Here is a 15,852-nt window from a genome sequence, read left to right on the forward strand (position 1 = left end):
TTATTGTCTTCTCCGGTTTTTTCATTTTTAAACCTAACCTCAACTTAGGTATACTTACCCTATCCTTCTCCAACTTGAGATACACACTATGTCTCATGATGATGACTTAGATCTATTCCAAGAAATGATGGGCGATGTTAAACGTATCGACCATGACACCGCTGAACACCAGAAAGTACACCGAGTCACCGAATCTCACCTTGCTAAGCGTGAAGCCGCTATGTGGCTGTCTGACGACGAGAAAGACTACTTATCATTAGACTATTCGCCAATGATCAAGCCAGACGATGTTGTTGCTTATAAAAAAGACGGTGTACAAGAAGGCGTATACAAAAAGCTGCGCCTAGGAAAATACCCTATTCAAGCCAAGCTCGACCTTCATAGGAAAACACTGAAAGACGCACGTAACGAAGTGCTTTCATTTTTGCGTCAGTGTTTAAGAATGGATGTTCGTACCGTCATCATTGTTCATGGTAAGGGTGAGCGTTCGAATCCACCTGCAATGATGAAAAGCTACGTGGCAAATTGGCTAACACAAATCAACGACGTTCAATGTGTTCATTCTGCTCAGCAATTTCATGGTGGTACGGGCGCAGTCTACGTAATGCTCAGAAAGAGTAATGAGAAAAAGCTAGAGAACAGAGAGCGCCATCAAAAACGCACCAGTTAATAGGTTGAGATAGATAAATGGACTAGTAACGATTTTGCATCAAGATCGATATTTCGTGCCTAGACTCACACCAAGTGCTAAAATTACCTCAGTTAACGAATTTCAACTCAAAGCAACTATCCAAAGGTTGCTTTTTGTTTATCTACATTTCCGTTGTGAAACGCTAAGAGAATATCATGTCACAAGAATCCCAAGCTAAACGCCTTAATAAATACATCAGTGAAACTGGTTTTTGCTCACGCCGCGAAGCCGATAAACTGATTGATGCAGGCCGAGTTACTATTAACGGTAAGATCCCTGAAATGGGTACTAAAGTCTTGCCAGGTGATGATGTTGAGATCGACAATAAGCCTGTTCGCTCAAAAGAGAAGCCGATTTACATTGCTCTCAATAAACCAACAGGTATCACCTGTACGACTGAGCGTGATATTCCTGGCAACATCGTCGACTTTATTGGCCACCACAAGCGCATTTTCCCGATTGGTCGTCTAGATAAGCCTTCTGATGGCCTTATCTTCCTAACCAATGACGGCGACATCGTAAACAAGATCCTACGTGCAGGTAACAACCACGAGAAAGAATACGTGGTGCGTGTAGATAAGCCGATTACGACGGAATTCTTGAAGCAAATGAGCGCTGGCGTTCATATCCTTGATACAGTCACCTTGCCATGTAAGGTTGAGAAAGAGACTAAGTTCTCATTCCGAATTACGCTAACACAAGGCCTTAACCGCCAAATTCGTCGTATGTGTGAAGCGCTCGGTTATGAAGTATTTAAGCTACGCCGTGTTCGTATTATGAACATCTCATTAGACGGTATTCCTAACGGAAAATGGCGCTACCTGAGCGAAGAAGAGATCACTGAGATCTTAGCGATGTGTGAAGGCTCAGTAAGTACGGAAGATGCGTCAAAAATGAACGCGAAAGGTCAACGCATTCGCAAAGCGACTGACGCGAAACTTTTTGATAGCCGTGAAGAGAACCAAGCTTCAACAGCGCGCCGTAATCAAAACGAGAACCGTACACGCACCTACCGCGGTAACAATGCGGATGAATTCCGTCATGCACCTAATTCAAAGCGTGGCCGCAATTCATCGAATGGTGAAAGCGGTGGTAATACCGAGAACTGGAAATCGAACTCTCGTTCAGAGCGTTCTAATTCAGATAGAAATCGTTCGGATCGCAATCGCACAGATCGCGATAATACCGATCGTAGAAGCGGGAAGCCGGCAAACCGCAGCCAAGATTCAAACAGACCGAACAAACCTGCACCAAAGCGTGTTGGTGGTACTTTAGGTCTGAAGAAGTAGTCTGAATCAGTAAGACGAGACTCTCGATATAAAAACGCCCGCTAGATTAGTCTAGCGGGCGTTTTTGTTGGTCATTCGATAGTTTTATCATCATGACGACGACAATCTATAAACATAAATCAGCAAACTGGCCGCGAGTCAGAAGTGTTAAGTCTTTTGGGTCTAATTCAATCTCTAGCCCACGCTTACCTGCACTCACACATATCGTTTCAAAATCTGTCGCACTGGAATGAACGAAGGTAGGCAGTGCTTTCTTCTGTCCAAGCGGACTAATGCCACCAACAACATAGCCCGTGGTTTTCTGAGCAATCTCAGGATCGGCCATCTCTGCTTTTTTGCCTTTCGCTGCTTTAGCGGCAAGCTTTAGATTTAGCTTCTGGTCGACAGGAATAACGGCAACCGCCAAATCTTTCGCCACACCATTCAAGCAGAACAACAGCGTTTTGAATACACGTTTGGGATCTTGACCAAGCGCTTCAACGGCTTCTAAACCATAGTTCGTATTATTCGCATCATGATGATACTGGTGCACACTATGAGCGATTTTCTTTTTCTTGGCGAGATTGATTGCAGGGGTCATAACAAATCCAAACGATAGATAAACAAAAAGCGACGCCGAGGCGTCGCTTTAGTTAAATTTATCATGGTGCTAGAGTCAATCTAATTTAGCACCTATTGATACAATTACTTGTAAACCATTTGGCCTGAAGGCGCGTACTTGTTCACGTCAACCGGGCTGTTTGCTTCTAGGTACTCTTTCAGTACTTCAGCATCAACAAAACCAGTATTTACGTAACCTGGGTGGTCAGACAGTTTAGGGTAACCGTCACCACCAGCAGCGTTAAAGCTTGGTACTGTGAAACGGTATGTTTCGTCTAGACGAAGCTGTTTGCCACCGATGAATACATTCGATACTTCACCGTTCGCTACTGTCATTGAAATGCCAGCGAATTGAGCGTAAGCACCAGAATCGATTGGTTTAGTCGCGACTACGTTTAAGTAATCTAGAACTTCTTTACCCGTCATGTCTGTGTAAGTCAGGATGTTTGCAAAAGGTTGTACTGTTAGCACGTCTTTGTAAGTGACATTACCGGCTTCAATTGAGTCACGAACGCCACCAGAGTTCATCACAGCGAAGTCTGCTTTTGCACGCTCCATGTGAGAAGTCGCAATTAAACGACCTAGGTTGGTCTGTTGGAAGCGAACGACGTTACGATCGCCTTCAAGCTTGCCATTTGTCTCTGCGATTTGAACTTCTAGCTGTGCTTGACCTTGCTCTTGGAAAGGACGTAGGAATTCAAGTAGCTCTGGGTCTTGTGCGATTTCATCTTGAATAAGAACACGTTGCTTCTTACCGTCAATCTTAACTTTCTTCTTAAGGTTAACTGGAATCAGGTCGTAGCTCACCATTTCTAGTTCGCCGTTACGGAATTCGTAATCAGCACGACCTACGTACTTGCCCCACTCATGAGCTTGAACGATGTAAGTACCATTCTGTACGTCAGGCTTACACTCATCACCCGGCTTGAAGTTTTTCTTCGCAACGTTAGGGCCTTCCATACATACAGGCTCTTGAGAGTGACCACCAACGATCATATCTAGATCGCCTTCGTTTAGGTAACGAGCAAGTGCTACATCACCCGGTGCGTTAACACCACGTTGGCCGTTTTCGTAGTGACCCATGTGAGTCACAGCGAAGATTAAATCTGGCTTCTCTGTTTCTTTAAGTTCAGCGATCAGCTTCTTCGCTTCTTCTTTAGGGTCACGGAAGTCAATGCTCGCTATGAACTCAGGGTTACCGATTTTTGCCGTATCTTCAGTTGTTAGACCGATAACCGCAATCTTGATACCTTGCTTTTCAAACATCTCGTAAGCTTGGAACTTGCGTTCACCTGTTGCTTTGTCATAGATGTTTGCAGATAGCATTGGGAAGTTAGCCCAGTCGATCTGTTTTTGTAGTACGTCTAATGAGTTATCAAACTCGTGGTTACCCAATGCCATTGCATCGTAACCAATTTTATTCATACCTTTGAAATCAGGTTCTGCATCCTGAAGATCTGACTCTGGCACACCGGTGTTGATGTCACCACCAGATAGAAGCAACACGCTACCGCCTTCTGCTTCAACTTCAGCACGAAGTTGGTCAACAAGCGTTTTACGCGCAGACATGCCGTATTCACCGTATTTGTTCTGCCAAAAACGACCATGGTTGTCGTTAGTGTGTAGAACCGTTAGCTTGTAAGTTTCGTCTTGGTTCCAATCTTGAGTTGATTGAGACGCACACCCAGCTAGAGTAGCTAGGATTGCAGCACTTAGTGCTGTCTTTAGAATAAGGCGTTGCTTCATTGTCATACCTTTGAACTTTTTAGGGGAATCCACTGCTTTTTATAATCTATTGCGACCCCTTTCCTGGAGTTCGAACAATAAGACTTCAACATGACTAATCTTAAATTAACATTCTAGATGTAACACGACGATTTCATATTTATGTCGAATTGGTCACGCATAGATCGGCAGTTAAGTGTAACAAAATTATGAGATTACACTCAAACTTCCCCTGCATCACAGGCAATCGTTTACTTATAAAGTGTGATGAACATCAGTAATTTACTATAAACAGGACAGACCTCACACACCTATACCACTTTCTTAGGGAATCAGAGGTTCTGTTAACAAAGAATTAATCATCTGCCGTGGATTAGTACTCTGAAAAACAGGTTAGCTAACGACTACACAGCTTAGTCATCGAAAAACAACTTGGTCATCGTCAAAATAGGCCGAGGCTTCAGTGAACTGAACGGATGTCCCGTTAAAAAAAACGCCCAACTCTAAGAGTTGGGCGTTTATCTTATGCTGTTAAATAACCACTTAAACTCACTAACATTAGCGATTTAATGCTCGTTATTTAGCATCAGCCAAAGCTATTTGATATCGATGTGGTCGAAGCCTTTGATAAGGTCATCAAGTGCTTTCATTTGCTTCAAGAACGGCTCTAGTTTATCTAGAGGTAGCGCCGATGGGCCATCACAACGTGCTTGATCAGGGTTAGGGTGAGCCTCAAGAAACAGACCCGCAATACCCGTCGCAAGACCCGCTTTAGCAAGCTCAACGGTTTGCTCACGACGACCGCCAGAGGCAGCACCTGATGGATCACGCATTTGAAGTGCGTGAGTCACATCAAAGATAATTGGGCTGCCGTTTGATGATTTTTTCATTACACCGAAACCAAGCATATCAACAACTAAGTTGTCATAACCCATGCAAGAACCACGTTCACAAAGAATGATGTTGTCGTTGCCACACTCAGCAAACTTATCAACAATATTACCCACTTGATCTGGGCTCATGAACTGAGGCTTCTTCACGTTGATTACAGCGCCGGTCTTAGCCATCGCTTCAACAAGGTCAGTTTGACGAGCAAGAAACGCTGGAAGCTGGATTACATCAACCACATCTGCAACAGGCTGAGCTTGTGCTTCTGTGTGGATATCCGTGATAATTTTCACGCCAAAGGTATCTTTCAGTTCTTGGAAGATTTTAAGACCTTCTTCCATACCTGGACCACGGTATGAGTGAACTGAGCTGCGGTTTGCTTTATCGAAAGACGCCTTAAATACGTAAGGGATGCCCAACTTATCTGTGACTTTCACGTAATGCTCACAGATCTGCATTGCTAGATCGCGAGATTCAAGAACGTTCATGCCTGCAAATAGCGTAAATGGCTTGTCGTTAGCAATTGGCATATCACCAATGTGAACTGTTTTCTGTTCCATCATATTCTCTCTAAATAATTATTAATTAGTGAACAACCACTGTCTTTTCGTTCATAACGTTCACTTGAGATTTCAGTAACTCAGATGCAGGGTCATCTGGGCATTGGTCGATAAAGTATTGATAATCCGTTGCTGCAACTTGATGACAGTCTAGCTGCTGATAAATAAAGCCACGGTCACGGATTTCGTACGGATCATCCGGCACAAACGTTAACGCAAGATCGGTACACTTCAATGCAAGCGTATAGCGCTCTTCTCGCAGTAATGCACTCTTAAGCAACGCTAGCCACTTACCAATAATCGTTGGGTGGTCGGCAACCTCTAAGTGTTCCGCTTTCACCTTAGCGAGTGGGCCATCATGTCCGATTAACCAAGCTCGTAAAGTTTGTACGCCAACATACTCACCGTTGTAAGGGTTAATATAGACGGCTGCTTGCCCGTACCAACTCACTTTAAGTAAGAATTGAGTCGGAAAAGAGACGCCCTCTACAGGGAAGCCTAGCTTGCGACCTAGAAAAAGAAAAATCGCACCAAGACTCACTGGGATGCCTTTCTTTCTCTCGAGCACTTTATCGATGAATGCGTTTTCCGAAGAGAAGTACGCATCTTTATCGCCAGCAAAACCCCACTCGTAAAAGAATAGTCGAATAAAAGATTCAAACTTCTGCTGCTCATCGGTTTCATTAACCAAAGCAAACTCAGCGTCTTTTAACAATCTCGCCAGTTCTTGCTCAGCCCAGCTGTCTTGAGTTTCTGGGTTAATCGCTTTATTTAAGATCAATGCACCTTCAGCTAACTCTAGCTGGTCAAAGTCTTCATCAAAAAATTCGTACATACGTAACTAACCGAAATAGGGAGATAATTAACCGAAAAATGTTGGTGTCTTCGTCATTGCAATTTTGCCTGCCATCGCTAACCAGCCAAGCGCACCAAAAAAAGAGAAAACTCTCAATAGCTTGTTTTTACCCAACTTAAGTGCAAAGAAGCCCAGTGCGATGTAAGCCATAACACAAGTTAGTTTTTCGGTTAACCATGGCGCTGCTGGTGTAAATGGAATAAAGCCAGTGATAAAAATCAAACCAATACCCGATAGCAGCAGCAACGAGTCATTGATATGAGGGAAACGCTGCAAGAAAGGATGCTTAAGCTTTGGTGAGTTAACCATCATCAGAGCGAAACGAATCGAAAGAAGTAGCGCGCTTATAGCAATCGTTAGTAGGTGAAAATGTTTTAAACCTTCGTACATGGTATTCCTTTATATTTTTTATATGTGCTTTCGTTAACACGAGCCAAACAATACCCGTTAATGCCCTGTATTTCTGCGTTAATTCTCTGTATTTCCGCGTTAAGTGCATTATCGAGTTAAGTGTATTGTCGAGGTTAAAGGTATCAATTTAGCAAGTTCATCATCTGTTGCTCACTAGATGATGAACAGCAGCCTATGAACAGTAACGACCCAATGTCACTCGGTCATTACCACCGTAATCTTTTTCTGTAACCACATCCAAGTAGCCCAGTTGTTGCATTATCTCACGTACCGCCAAGCCTTGGTCATAGCCGTGTTCAAATGCTAGCCAGCCTTCGTTTTCTAAAAAACCGCGTGCGTTTTCAGAGATGTATCGAATATCAGCTAAACCTTTCTCTTCAGCAACTAACGCTGTGATCGGTTCAAAACGCACATCACCTTGAGATAAATGAGGGTCATTCTTCTCAATGTAAGGTGGGTTCGAGACAATCAACGAGAACTTCACAGCTTCTTCTTCAGAATTCACCGACTTCAAAGGCTCAAACCAACTGCCGTGTAAAAAGGTGGCGTTGGTGATGTTCAAGCGTTGTGCATTTTCTGTAGCAAGTTGCTGCGCTTCAGGGCGAAGATCAATGCCCGTTACTGGTCGATTCGGCATCTCAGACGCCAATGCTAACGCGATAGCACCTGTGCCCGTGCCTAAATCTAGAATCGCACCTTGTTTGCCGTAGGTTTTATCCAAAGCGACTTCAACCAAACGCTCGGTATCCGGGCGCGGGATTAAAGTAGAAGGAGAAACTTTTAACGGCAGCGACCAAAACTCACGTTCACCAACAATATAAGCCACAGGCTCACCGGTTAAGCGACGTTTTAGAAGGGTATGGAATTCGGATTCTTGTTCTGAAGTGAGATGCTTCTCAGGCCAAGTCAGTAGGTAAGATCTAGGTTTATCTAAAGCGTGACAAAGCAGTACCGCAGCATCAAGCGAGGGCGATGTGTTATCGCCCTCTTGAAGCTGTACGATTGCTGACTTTAAAGCACTTTCAACCGTATATGCTGACTGCATACTGGTTAGTTGTTCTCTGCAAGTGCAGCAAGCTGATCGGCTTGGTGCTCTTGAAGTACAGGATCAAGCAAGCTTTGCATGTCACCTTCAAGTACTTCGTTAAGACGGTAAATTGTAAGGTTGATACGGTGATCCGAAACACGGCCTTGTGGGTAGTTGTACGTACGAATACGGTCACTACGGTCACCCGAACCTAGTAGGTTACGACGTGTATCAGAAACCGCTGCCGCGCGGCGCTCTTCTTCTGCTTGAACAATACGAGCAGCAAGAACAGCCATCGCTTTCGCTTTATTTTTATGCTGAGAACGCTCGTCCTGACACTCTACTACTGTACCCGTTGGTAAGTGAGTAATACGGATTGCTGAATCCGTGGTGTTAACGTGCTGACCACCCGCGCCTGATGCACGGAAAGTATCAATTTTAAGATCGCCCGCTTTGATTTCAGGCAGATCAGCTTCTGGGATCTCAGGCATAACTGCAACTGTACATGCTGACGTGTGAACACGGCCTTGAGATTCAGTTTCAGGTACACGTTGTACACGGTGACCGCCCGACTCAAACTTCATGGTGCCGTAAACAGCATCGCCGCTTACCTTAGCGATCATCTCTTTGTAGCCGCCTTGTTCAGAAGCATTGCTGCTCATGATTTCAACGCGCCAACCTTTCTTCTCAGCAAACTTAGAGTACATACGGAACAGGTTGCCCGCGAAGATACCCGCTTCATCACCACCCGCGCCTGCACGGATTTCAAGGAAACAGTTGCGCTCATCGTTTGGATCTTTTGGAATCAGAAGAATCTGTAGCTCATCAGTCAAACGTTCAATCGCCGCTTTTGCGTCTTTGATTTCGTCTTGAGCCATTTCACGCATTTCAGCGTCATCTTCGTTCGCCATCTCTTCAGCAGCTTCTAGATCTTCTTGAGCTTGCTGGTATGACTGGAAGCAAGCCGTCACTTCTTCTAGTTGAGAGTACTCTTTAGAAAGTGCACGGAATTTGTCTTGATTCCCGATTACATCTGGATCACCAAGTAGATGTTGAACTTCTTCATAGCGTTCAACAAGTGTTTCAAGCTTTACTAGAATCGAGGCTTTCATAATGTCTTATTCTGTTGGAGGTCTAATATTATTGAGGGTTTTCTAAGCCCAAACTCTGTCTAATGACCATTAATTTTGCAGGTTCTCCTTGCTCTGCTGCACTTTGAAGTGCGCGCGTTGGAGCATGGATCAATTTGTTTGTGAGCTTATTGCTTAGCTCAAGTAAGACTTTTTCAGGGTCACCGCCAGCGGCAAGTGATTGTAAACTCTTACTTAATAATTCTTCTCGGATTTCGTTGGCCGATTTACGGTAGTCACGAATACTGTCTACTGCTTGCAGTGAACGCATCCAACTCATGAATGCCGCACTTTCTTCGCTAACTATTGCTTCCGCTTGAATCGCTTCCACTTTGCGTTGTTCAATGTTGCCATCAACAATCGACTGCAGATCATCCACAGAATAAAGGTAGGCGTCGTTTAATTCGCCGACCTGCGATTCCACATCACGTGGAACGGCAATATCAACCAATAACATCGGCTGATGCTTTCGTGTTTTTAGAGCAGTCTCAACCATACCCTTACCGATAATAGGCAATGGACTTGCGGTTGAGCTAATTACGATGTCCGCTCGATGAAGATGATCAGGGATCTCATTCAAGCTGATCACTTCAGCACCAAATTCTTCTGCTAGCCCTAGAGCACGTTCTCGAGTTCGGTTCGCCACAATCATTTTTGTACAGCCATTCGCCGAAAGGTGCTTAGCCACCAGCTCAATGGTTTCACCCGCACCAACCAGTAACACGGTTGAATCTGCGATGGATTCAAAAATATGCTTGGCTAAGGTACAGGCTGCGTAAGCTACAGAAACCGCGCTTCCGCCGATTTCAGTTTCAGTTCGAACACGCTTCGCAACAGAAAATGATTTCTGGAATAGTTTTTCCATTGAAGCATCAACGGATTTGTTCTCTCGCGAGTCTGTATAAGCTTGCTTCACCTGACCTAAGATCTGTGGTTCACCCAATACTAAAGAGTCCAAGCCACAAGCTACGCGCATTAAGTGTTTAATCGCCGCCTGCTCTTCATGGACATAAATGCTCGGTTTTAGCTCTTCAGGGCTCACTTGATGGAAAACTGACAACCAATCGATGAGCTTGTTTTTTGCCACGCCTTTGACGTCACAATACAATTCAGTTCGATTACAGGTAGAAAGTATGACACTTCCATTTACGTGTGCATTTGCGTTAAGTTGCTTGAGTGCCTCAGATAATTTATCTGGACCAAAAGCGACTTTTTCTCGCAATTCAACCGACGCTGTATTGTGATTGATACCTACGGCAAGCAAAGACATGTATCAGAAGTTCTCGATCAGGGAATGGAAACAAGGGGCGAATTTTACTTGATGCATGGCTCTATTTAAAGAGCAAGCGGGATTTGTTTTCCTGAGTTCGTGAATTCAATGCTATAGTTGAAGCGTTTTTTAGATAAATTTGAACAAGTTGTGAGCAAATATGAGCAAACTTCGTAGAATCACGTCTCTTATTTTTATGACCATAATTATGGTGGGTTGCTCGTCTATACCTGAACAACCGACCAGTGTTGAGTGGCAAAGTCACCAAGATCGGCTTTTACAGATAGAAAACTATCAAGCCTCAGGCAAGCTCGCTTACATTTCTCCAGAGCAACGCCAAAGCCTAAATTTCATTTGGAAACATTCCCCAAATCAGAGTCAATTGAGGCTCACTACTTTCCTTGGTCAAACCGCCTTGAACCTCACAATTGACAGTTCGGGTGCCAAGGTAGTCACTTATGATGATCAGGTGTTCACTCACGCAAGTGCATCCGTATTGGTAGAGCAACTTACTGGATTACAGATTCCCATTGACCATTTACCACAATGGTTCCTTGGCATTCCAGATCAAGCCGATAGCTACCAATTGAACACCACCAACACGCTTGAATCTATCACCAAACAAGTCAGCAGCCAGCTATGGACACTGAACTTCGCTAATTATCGAAATACTGAGATGCAGAGTAAACACCTCTCAGATGAAGACAACACTAATGTAGAAAGCATCCCCCTCCCTACTCGATTGTCATTCAAGCAAGACGATAACAAAATCAACATTGTAGTTTCGAAGTGGACACTGAAAAAATGATAACAACGCCAACGCATTGGCCTTCTCCGGCTAAACTGAATCTATTTCTTTACATCACAGGTCGACGTGACAACGGCTATCACGAGCTTCAAACTTTGTTTCAGTTTGTTGATTTTGGCGATGAACTAACGGTTGCCGTTAATGAAGAAACGAACTCAATCACAATCACACCGGAAATACCAGGCGTTGCAACAGAAGACAACCTGATTTGGAAAGCCGCGACCGCTCTTCAACAATATACATCGACTTCTTTCGGTGCCGATATTGAGCTTAAGAAAGTACTTCCGATGGGAGGTGGCATTGGTGGAGGCTCTTCAAATGCCGCAACCGTGTTGGTCGCACTTAACTATCTATGGCAACTCAACCTGTCTGATGATCAGCTCGCAGAGATCGGATTGAAACTTGGCGCTGACGTTCCTGTGTTCGTTCGAGGCCATGCAGCCTTTGCGGAAGGGGTTGGAGAACAGCTTCAGCCCGCTAATCCGGATGAAAAATGGTATCTTGTTGTTAAGCCTCAAGTGAGCATAGCAACTGTAGACATATTCACGCATTCAGAATTAACTCGAAATACGCCGAAGCGAGCGCTATCAACGCTTCTAGAGCAAGAATACGTAAACGATTGCGAAAAAATTGTGCGAATGCTGTACCCAGAGGTTGATAAGCAACTTTCATGGCTGCTACAATACGCGCCGTCGAGATTGACTGGCACTGGTTCGTGCGTTTTTGCTGAATTTAGCAGCAAAAAAGAAGCCGAATTGGTGTTGGAACAACTGCCTGACACAGTTTCCGCTTTTGTAGCGAAAGGACGAAACATTTCTCCTTTAAAAGAAACTTTGGCTGAATACCACTCAGCCCACCCACAATCTATTTAAAACTGGACGCAACCCGAGGTTTCCACCGTGCCTGATATGAAGCTATTTGCTGGTAACGCAACACCTGAACTAGCCCAACGTATTGCTGATCGTCTATACATCTCTCTTGGCGATGCTACTGTAGACCGTTTTTCTGATGGCGAAGTCGCTGTTCAAATCAATGAAAACGTTCGTGGTAGCGATGTATTCCTGATTCAATCAACTTGTGCACCAACCAATGACAACCTAATGGAATTGGTGGTAATGATTGACGCAATGCGCCGTGCTTCTGCTGGCCGTATTACTGCTGTAATCCCTTACTTCGGTTATGCCCGTCAAGATCGTCGTGTACGTTCTGCTCGTGTGCCAATTACTGCAAAAGTTGTTGCAGATTTCCTTTCTAACGTTGGCGTTGACCGCGTTCTTACTATCGACCTACACGCAGAGCAAATCCAAGGCTTCTTCGATGTACCTGTTGATAACATCTTCGGCACTCCAGTTCTTCTAGAAGACATGGCGAACCGTGGCTTAGAAAACCCAGTTGTGGTTTCTCCAGACCTTGGTGGTGTTGTACGTGCTCGTGCTACTGCTAAAGCGCTAGGTGATGTTGACATCGCTATCGTTGATAAGCGTCGTCCACGTGCTAACGTTTCTGAAGTAATGAACCTAATCGGTGATGTTGAAGGCCGTGACTGTGTGATCGTTGATGACATGATCGATACGGGTGGCACACTATGTAAAGCAGCTGAAGCGCTAAAAGAGCGCGGTGCTAAGCGTGTATTCGCTTACGCAACTCACGCTGTTTTCTCTGGTACTGCTGCGAACAACATCAAGAACTCTGTTCTAGACCAAGTTATCGTAACGGATTCTATCTCTCTATCTCCAGAGATGGCTGCGACGGGTAAAGTGACAACACTTAGCCTTTCTCGCATGCTTGCTGAAGCGATTCGTCGTATCAGCAACGAAGAATCAATCTCAGCGATGTTCAACTAATCAAAGCCCAATAGCTTTTTTTACAAAAGCTTGGTTTTAGAAACACGCGAGAGAAAGATATTAAGCACTTCAGTCAATGAAGTGCTTTTTTTATGTCTGAGTAATATTGCACTGCTAGTTATCACAAACAGGAATAATCGCGCAGCTATCAGCTAGCTCGCACCTTTTTCATAAACTGTGATATCATACGGCGCTTTTTGAAATCCCAAGAGAGATCCATACCTTGAGCCAACAAATAAAACTTCTCGTTGGACTGGCTAATCCAGGTCCAGAATACGCCAAAACTCGCCACAACGCGGGCGCTTGGGTAGTTGAAGAATTAGCGCGTGTACATAACGTGACACTAAAGAACGAACCAAAGTTCTTTGGCCTAACGGGTCGTATCATGGTTCACGGTGAAGATCTTCGTTTGCTGATCCCAACGACTTTTATGAACTTGTCAGGCAAAGCAGTTGCAGCCTTAGCAAAGTTCTACCAAATTAAACCAGAAGAGATCATGGTCGCTCACGATGAGTTAGATCTGCCTCCTGGTATTGGAAAGTTTAAAAAAGGTGGTGGTCATGGCGGACATAATGGTCTGAAAGACATCATCAGCAAGCAGGGTAACAATAAAGAATTCTATCGTCTTAGATTAGGCATCGGCCATCCAGGACACAAAGATAAAGTTGCAGGTTATGTATTAGGCAAAGCTCCTCAAAAAGAGCAAGAGTGTATCGAGGCCGTCGTTGACGAATCGGTTCGCAGCCTAGACATCTTATTAAAAGATGGCCTACCAAAAGCACAAAATCGCTTACATACGTTCAAAGCAGAATAAGGTTTATATCATGGGTTTTAAATGTGGCATCGTTGGTCTACCAAACGTTGGTAAGTCAACTCTGTTTAACGCACTGACTAAAGCAGGCATCGAAGCAGCAAACTTTCCATTTTGTACGATCGAACCAAACACAGGTATCGTTCCGGTTCCAGATCTACGCTTAGATGCATTAGCAAAAATTGTTAATCCACAGAAGATCCTTCCAACGACAATGGAATTCGTAGATATCGCGGGCCTAGTTGCTGGCGCATCTAAAGGTGAAGGTCTTGGTAACAAATTCCTAGCTAATATCCGTGAAACTGACGCTATCGGTCACGTTGTACGCTGCTTTGAAAATGAAAACATTGTTCACGTTGCTGGCAAAGTATCTCCAATTGAAGATATCGAAGTGATCAACCTAGAACTTGCACTGGCTGACTTAGACAGCTGTGAGCGTGCAATTCAACGTAACGCAAAGAAAGCGAAAGGCGGCGACAAAGACGCTAAATTCGAAATCACTGTACTAGAAAAGCTACTTCCAGTTCTAACTGAAGGTGGTATGGCACGTACTGTTGAACTTGGCAAAGAAGAAGCGGCAGCAATCGGCTACCTAAACTTCCTAACGCTTAAGCCAACAATGTACATCGCAAACGTTGCAGAAGATGGTTTTGAAAATAACCCATACCTAGACGCTGTTCGTGAATACGCAGAAAACGAAAACAACGTTGTTGTTGCTGTTTGTGCAGCAATCGAATCAGAGCTTTCTGAGCTTGATGACGAAGATCGCGAAGAGTTCCTTGCGGATATGGGTATCGAAGAACCAGGTCTTAACCGAGTGATCCGCTCTGGTTACGAACTACTGACTCTTCAGACTTACTTCACAGCTGGTGTTAAAGAAGTTCGTGCTTGGACAATCCCTGTAGGTGCAACTGCGCCACAAGCAGCGGGTAAGATCCACACAGACTTCGAGAAAGGTTTCATCCGTGCTGAAGTTGTTGGATTCGATCACTTCATCGAATTTAACGGTGAGAGCGGTGCGAAAGACGCAGGTAAATGGCGCCTTGAAGGTAAAGAATACATCGTTAAAGATGGTGACGTTGTTCACTTCCGCTTCAATGTATAATTCTGATTAAACATCTAGAAAAAAGGCCAGTGAATTCACTGGCCTTTTTGTTTTTCCCCTTTCTAAATTGTCCCTCACCAGAAAGTTAACTTCCTATATATATCGCCTTTTAGACCTGTTTTTTGTCGACAAATACGCCTCTTTGCCTAAAAAGAAACCGAACAGATGTTTATTCGCGATTTATTCAAAAAAAAAGTTGACGGGTTTCACTCAACTCCGCATAATGCGCCCCGTTCACAGCGAAGCGGCAACGTTTCGAAATGAGCAACAATATGGAAATGGCTACTTAGCTCAGTTGGTTAGAGCACATCACTCATAATGATGGGGTCGCAGGTTCAAATCCCGCAGTAGCCACCATTTCCTAAGCACTCTATTTGATATTAAAGTTTGTCTTTAGTAACAAAGAGTTTTTAGGAAATAACGCGGTCGTGGCGGAATTGGTAGACGCACCAGATTTAGGTTCTGGCGCCGAGAGGTGTGAGAGTTCAAGTCTCTCCGACCGCACCATATTGAGATATCTTAATTGATATCATTGTTGGGCTATCGCCAAGCGGTAAGGCACCGGCTTTTGATGCCGGCATTCCCTGGTTCGAATCCAGGTAGCCCAGCCACAATTTAAAGTGTAATTATCTTTAAAAAGATAATGGCATTGAAAGCAAGATTATATTATATTGTCTCGCTCTCAGATGGCTACTTAGCTCAGTTGGTTAGAGCACATCACTCATAATGATGGGGTCGCAGGTTCAAATCCCGCAGTAGCCACCATTCTTTCTTCGAGAAAGAAAAGACAACGTTATATTGAATTACCAATATTCAGTATGACTATAAAGATTTGCT

Annotated in this window: 15 protein-coding genes and 4 tRNA genes; 11 read left to right on the top strand and 8 right to left on the bottom strand. The window is 44.2% G+C overall.

Going from position 1 to position 15,852, the window contains the following annotated elements; genetic code table 11:
* Positions 1-88: 88 nt before the first annotated feature.
* On the top strand, positions 89-670 hold the full coding sequence (gene smrA, locus AB4375_RS06225) for a DNA endonuclease SmrA (protein WP_017062320.1): 582 nt from the start codon (positions 89-91) through the stop codon (positions 668-670).
* Between the two features lie 176 nt (positions 671-846).
* On the top strand, positions 847-1,980 hold the full coding sequence (gene rluF, locus AB4375_RS06230; protein ID WP_372051205.1) for a 23S rRNA pseudouridine(2604) synthase RluF: 1,134 nt from the start codon (positions 847-849) through the stop codon (positions 1,978-1,980).
* Between the two features lie 106 nt (positions 1,981-2,086).
* Here the strand turns inward: rluF and ybaK are convergent, their stop codons facing one another.
* From ybaK to hemA, 8 genes are all read right to left on the bottom strand, one after another.
* Complete coding sequence (ybaK, locus tag AB4375_RS06235; protein WP_017069618.1) at positions 2,087-2,560, bottom strand: Cys-tRNA(Pro) deacylase; 474 nt, start codon at positions 2,558-2,560, stop codon at positions 2,087-2,089.
* A 104-nt stretch (positions 2,561-2,664) separates the two neighbouring features.
* Entirely contained in the window at positions 2,665-4,326 is a 1,662-nt protein-coding gene (ushA, locus tag AB4375_RS06240) for a bifunctional UDP-sugar hydrolase/5'-nucleotidase UshA (protein WP_172380395.1), read from the bottom strand.
* A gap of 575 nt (positions 4,327-4,901) precedes the next feature.
* Positions 4,902-5,756, bottom strand: a complete 855-nt coding sequence (kdsA, locus tag AB4375_RS06245; RefSeq protein ID WP_017095763.1) for a 3-deoxy-8-phosphooctulonate synthase — start codon at positions 5,754-5,756, stop codon at positions 4,902-4,904.
* A gap of 22 nt (positions 5,757-5,778) precedes the next feature.
* On the bottom strand, positions 5,779-6,588 hold the full coding sequence (locus AB4375_RS06250; RefSeq protein WP_017084479.1) for a SirB1 family protein: 810 nt from the start codon (positions 6,586-6,588) through the stop codon (positions 5,779-5,781).
* Between the two features lie 27 nt (positions 6,589-6,615).
* Positions 6,616-6,999 carry a SirB2 family protein gene (locus tag AB4375_RS06255; protein ID WP_004736238.1) on the bottom strand — a complete coding sequence of 128 codons (384 nt, stop codon included), beginning with the start codon at positions 6,997-6,999 and terminating at the stop codon, positions 6,616-6,618.
* A gap of 193 nt (positions 7,000-7,192) precedes the next feature.
* A complete protein-coding gene (prmC, locus tag AB4375_RS06260) occupies positions 7,193-8,065 on the bottom strand; it encodes a peptide chain release factor N(5)-glutamine methyltransferase (protein WP_017069621.1) in 873 nt (290 codons plus the stop codon).
* Positions 8,066-8,070: 5 nt separating this feature from the next.
* Entirely contained in the window at positions 8,071-9,159 is a 1,089-nt protein-coding gene (prfA, locus tag AB4375_RS06265; protein ID WP_019821589.1) for a peptide chain release factor 1, read from the bottom strand.
* 28 nt (positions 9,160-9,187) lie between these two features.
* Positions 9,188-10,447 (bottom strand): glutamyl-tRNA reductase, encoded by a 1,260-nt coding sequence (gene hemA / locus AB4375_RS06270; RefSeq protein WP_019821588.1) that lies wholly within the window; start codon positions 10,445-10,447, stop codon positions 9,188-9,190.
* A gap of 160 nt (positions 10,448-10,607) precedes the next feature.
* Between hemA and lolB the strand changes: the two genes are divergently transcribed.
* From lolB to AB4375_RS06315, 9 genes are all read left to right on the top strand, one after another.
* Positions 10,608-11,255, top strand: coding sequence for a lipoprotein insertase outer membrane protein LolB (gene lolB, locus AB4375_RS06275; protein WP_372051206.1), 648 nt, complete (start codon positions 10,608-10,610; stop codon positions 11,253-11,255).
* Complete coding sequence (ispE, locus tag AB4375_RS06280; protein WP_170963334.1) at positions 11,252-12,127, top strand: 4-(cytidine 5'-diphospho)-2-C-methyl-D-erythritol kinase; 876 nt, start codon at positions 11,252-11,254, stop codon at positions 12,125-12,127. The genes lolB and ispE overlap by 4 nt, the downstream gene beginning before the upstream one ends.
* 27 nt (positions 12,128-12,154) lie before the next feature.
* Positions 12,155-13,099 carry a ribose-phosphate pyrophosphokinase gene (locus tag AB4375_RS06285; RefSeq protein WP_004739814.1) on the top strand — a complete coding sequence of 315 codons (945 nt, stop codon included), beginning with the start codon at positions 12,155-12,157 and terminating at the stop codon, positions 13,097-13,099.
* Positions 13,100-13,322: 223 nt separating this feature from the next.
* A complete protein-coding gene (gene pth / locus AB4375_RS06290) occupies positions 13,323-13,913 on the top strand; it encodes an aminoacyl-tRNA hydrolase (protein ID WP_004739815.1) in 591 nt (196 codons plus the stop codon).
* A gap of 10 nt (positions 13,914-13,923) precedes the next feature.
* Positions 13,924-15,015: a redox-regulated ATPase YchF gene (ychF, locus tag AB4375_RS06295; protein ID WP_010439159.1), complete on the top strand. Its 1,092-nt coding sequence runs from the start codon at positions 13,924-13,926 to the stop codon at positions 15,013-15,015.
* A 280-nt stretch (positions 15,016-15,295) separates the two neighbouring features.
* Positions 15,296-15,372: transfer RNA gene (locus tag AB4375_RS06300), tRNA-Met, on the top strand.
* 65 nt (positions 15,373-15,437) lie between these two features.
* A tRNA-Leu gene (locus AB4375_RS06305) sits at positions 15,438-15,522 on the top strand.
* A gap of 29 nt (positions 15,523-15,551) precedes the next feature.
* Positions 15,552-15,626: transfer RNA gene (locus AB4375_RS06310), tRNA-Gln, on the top strand.
* 77 nt (positions 15,627-15,703) lie between these two features.
* Positions 15,704-15,780 (top strand) — tRNA-Met (locus tag AB4375_RS06315).
* Positions 15,781-15,852: the final 72 nt, after the last annotated feature.

The organism is Vibrio sp. 10N.261.51.C6, assembly GCF_041471785.1.
In the GTDB taxonomy this organism is placed as follows: domain Bacteria; phylum Pseudomonadota; class Gammaproteobacteria; order Enterobacterales; family Vibrionaceae; genus Vibrio; species Vibrio crassostreae_C.

Excerpts from the sequence above, each read along its gene's own strand:
- smrA (WP_017062320.1), top strand. The coding sequence starts at position 89 with ATGTCTCATGATGATGACTTAGATCTATTCCAAGAAATGATGGGCGAT.
- rluF (WP_372051205.1), top strand. The coding sequence starts at position 847 with ATGTCACAAGAATCCCAAGCTAAACGCCTTAATAAATACATCAGTGAA.
- ybaK (WP_017069618.1), bottom strand. The coding sequence starts at position 2,560 with ATGACCCCTGCAATCAATCTCGCCAAGAAAAAGAAAATCGCTCATAGT.
- ushA (WP_172380395.1), bottom strand. The coding sequence starts at position 4,326 with ATGAAGCAACGCCTTATTCTAAAGACAGCACTAAGTGCTGCAATCCTA.
- kdsA (WP_017095763.1), bottom strand. The coding sequence starts at position 5,756 with ATGATGGAACAGAAAACAGTTCACATTGGTGATATGCCAATTGCTAAC.
- AB4375_RS06250 (WP_017084479.1), bottom strand. The coding sequence starts at position 6,588 with ATGTACGAATTTTTTGATGAAGACTTTGACCAGCTAGAGTTAGCTGAA.
- AB4375_RS06255 (WP_004736238.1), bottom strand. The coding sequence starts at position 6,999 with ATGTACGAAGGTTTAAAACATTTTCACCTACTAACGATTGCTATAAGC.
- prmC (WP_017069621.1), bottom strand. The coding sequence starts at position 8,065 with ATGCAGTCAGCATATACGGTTGAAAGTGCTTTAAAGTCAGCAATCGTA.
- prfA (WP_019821589.1), bottom strand. The coding sequence starts at position 9,159 with ATGAAAGCCTCGATTCTAGTAAAGCTTGAAACACTTGTTGAACGCTAT.
- hemA (WP_019821588.1), bottom strand. The coding sequence starts at position 10,447 with ATGTCTTTGCTTGCCGTAGGTATCAATCACAATACAGCGTCGGTTGAA.
- lolB (WP_372051206.1), top strand. The coding sequence starts at position 10,608 with ATGAGCAAACTTCGTAGAATCACGTCTCTTATTTTTATGACCATAATT.
- ispE (WP_170963334.1), top strand. The coding sequence starts at position 11,252 with ATGATAACAACGCCAACGCATTGGCCTTCTCCGGCTAAACTGAATCTA.
- ychF (WP_010439159.1), top strand. The coding sequence starts at position 13,924 with ATGGGTTTTAAATGTGGCATCGTTGGTCTACCAAACGTTGGTAAGTCA.